Origin of the sequence: Pontibacter rugosus (assembly GCF_042678745.1) — a bacterium.
Taxonomy (GTDB): Bacteria; Bacteroidota; Bacteroidia; order Cytophagales; family Hymenobacteraceae; genus Pontibacter; species Pontibacter rugosus.
Genome location: NZ_JBHTLD010000382.1, coordinates 1 through 2,140, shown reverse-complemented (window position 1 = coordinate 2,140; position 2,140 = coordinate 1). Strand labels below are relative to the sequence as shown.

Annotated in this window: 3 protein-coding genes; 2 read left to right on the top strand and 1 reads right to left on the bottom strand. The window is 51.6% G+C overall.

What is annotated here, in order from left to right:
- Nucleotides 1-270 precede the first annotated feature (270 nt).
- Entirely contained in the window at nt 271-642 is a 372-nt protein-coding gene (locus ACFQ2O_RS21380) for a transposase (protein WP_377532884.1), read from the top strand.
- On the opposite strand, the gene ACFQ2O_RS21375 is transcribed toward ACFQ2O_RS21380, so the two are convergent.
- Nucleotides 639-953 carry a hypothetical protein gene (locus ACFQ2O_RS21375; RefSeq protein ID WP_377532882.1) on the bottom strand — a complete coding sequence of 105 codons (315 nt, stop codon included), beginning with the start codon at nt 951-953 and terminating at the stop codon, nt 639-641. The two genes, ACFQ2O_RS21380 and ACFQ2O_RS21375, sit on opposite strands and share 4 nt — an antisense overlap.
- On the opposite strand from ACFQ2O_RS21375, the gene ACFQ2O_RS21370 reads away from it, so the two are divergent.
- A protein-coding gene (locus ACFQ2O_RS21370; protein WP_377532880.1) for an IS3 family transposase occupies nt 952-2,042 on the top strand; the annotation gives its coding sequence in 2 pieces (ribosomal slippage) (nt 952-1,174 and nt 1,174-2,042; 1,092 coding nt in all). The genes ACFQ2O_RS21375 and ACFQ2O_RS21370 overlap by 2 nt on opposite strands.
- Nucleotides 2,043-2,140: the final 98 nt, after the last annotated feature.

Below are 2,140 nucleotides of genomic sequence, written 5' to 3'. Positions count from 1 at the left end.
GTAATTTTTCACTTGAGCATGTTTAAAATTTTAGATTGACATAAAAGAGCGAGTCAGTGCGTAAATAATAAGTGATCAAACTCAAAAGCTTATGCAATCTCAGTATCAGAGACTGACTGACTCGCAATGGGAGATAGTGAAAGAATCGCTTCCCATCTATCGGAAATGCAAAGACTCCCTTCGGGTTATCCTCGACGCCATCTTTTGGTTTCTGCGGGTGGGGGGGGGCAGTGACGCAACCTGCCGGAAGGCTTTCCCAACTGACAACTAATGTACTACTATTTCAGGAGGTGGAAGAGGGACGGCACACTGGGAAGGCTTAACTTCTCGCTCAACCAGCGGGAAAGGGAGAGGGTTGGAAAAGAGGCTTTGCCCAGCCTGCTATGCATTGACAGGCAGTTGGTAAAAGTGGCCCCGTTCGTGAGCGAGGAGACGGGCGTGGACGGCAACAAGAAGGTAAACGGAAAAAAGCGGCATGTGATCGCGGACACGCTGGGCCTGGTTTGGGGAGTGGTGGTGCATGCAGCCAACCGAGCTGACGGTGCCACGGCCGAGCGGGTAGTGGCACCGTTGCAGGGATACCTGCAACGCATGGAGAAGGTACTGGCGGACACGGCCTATAAGAAGGTCTTCCTGGACTAGGTCACAGACAAGCTGCTTAGGGTAGAGTTGGAGATCTCCTCTAAGCCCCCAAGCTCAGAGGGATTTGTTGCGGTCAGGTGGCGGTGGGTAAGTGAGCGGGCATTCGGCCTGTTTAACTTCTCTAGAAGGCTTGATAAGGACCATGAAAAGACCACAAATAGTGCCGAAGCATTGGTGTTGTGGCAGAATTGCCAACTCATCCTGAACCGAATACGCTGAAAATCATGAAACAATCTCCCTCCGTAAAACCGGACCGTTGCAAAGTAGAGGGAGCGGGCAATAATCGTATAGAACCAAAAGCGAATTGCCATGAAGAAATCAAAATTCACAGAGGCGCAGATCATCTTCGCCATCAAGCAAGCAGAGACGGGTGTCAAGGTGGAGGAGGTGTGCCGCAAGATGGGCATCTCGGATGCCACTTTCTACAACTGGAAGAAAATATACGGTGGTTTAGGGGTGAGTGAGCTGCGCAAGCTGCGGCAACTGGTGGCGGACCTGAGCCTAGATAAACAAATGCTGCAGGATGTGTTGCGAGAAAAGCTTTGAGGCCAGCCCAAGTAAAGCGGCTGGCCTCGCAACTACAGAAAGATTACCGGATTTCGGTCAGAAGAGCATGTAAGGTGGTGCTGTTACACCGTTCAGGCTGGTATTACCGCTCCAAAGCCAGAGATAGCTCCGTGATCAGGAAGCGGATGCAAGAGATAGCCCAGGTGCGGGTTCGCTACGGGTTCTGGCGTATCTTTATCCTGCTCAGGCGGGAGGGTTGGAAGGATAACCATAAGCGCGTACATCGCCTCTACAAAGAGGAAGGGCTGAATCTGAGGAGCAAGCGCCCGAGAAGAAACAAAGCCGCCGCGCACAGGCTGGAGCGTACAGAGCTCTCTACTAACCATGAGTGCTGGTCGATGGATTTTGTGGCCGATCAGCTCTTCGATGGCCGGAAATTACGATGCTTAACTATAGTCGATAATTACAGCCGCCAATGTCCGGGCATTCTGGTGGGCCAGTCCCTGAAGGGAGAAGACGTGGTGGCTGCTTTGGAGCGCATCAGGCAGGACACTAAAAAGCTGCCTAAGCGTATACAGGTGGACAACGGCAGCGAGTTCATCTCCAAAGCACTCGACAGGTGGGCTTACAAGAATAAAGTGACGCTGGACTTCTCCAGGCCCGGAAAACCCACGGATAACGCCTTTATCGAATCCTTCAACGGCAGCTTCCGGGATGAGTGCCTGAACGTGAACTGGTTCCTGTCACTGGAGGATGCCCAGGAGAAGATCGGAGCCTGGCGGCAGGAGTATAACTGCTTCCGGCCCCATAGCTCACTGGGTGACATGACTCCGGAAGAGTGGGTGAAAAATAATATAGTAAAACCCGAATTCTCTACTTTTGGCCGGTCCTAAAAATGGGAGGAGCTCAAAATATAGTTTTCTCTACTTCAAGATGGTCCTTAAAAAGGGAAACTTACAAGGCACAGTCTAGATAGGGGCTAACGCTGTAG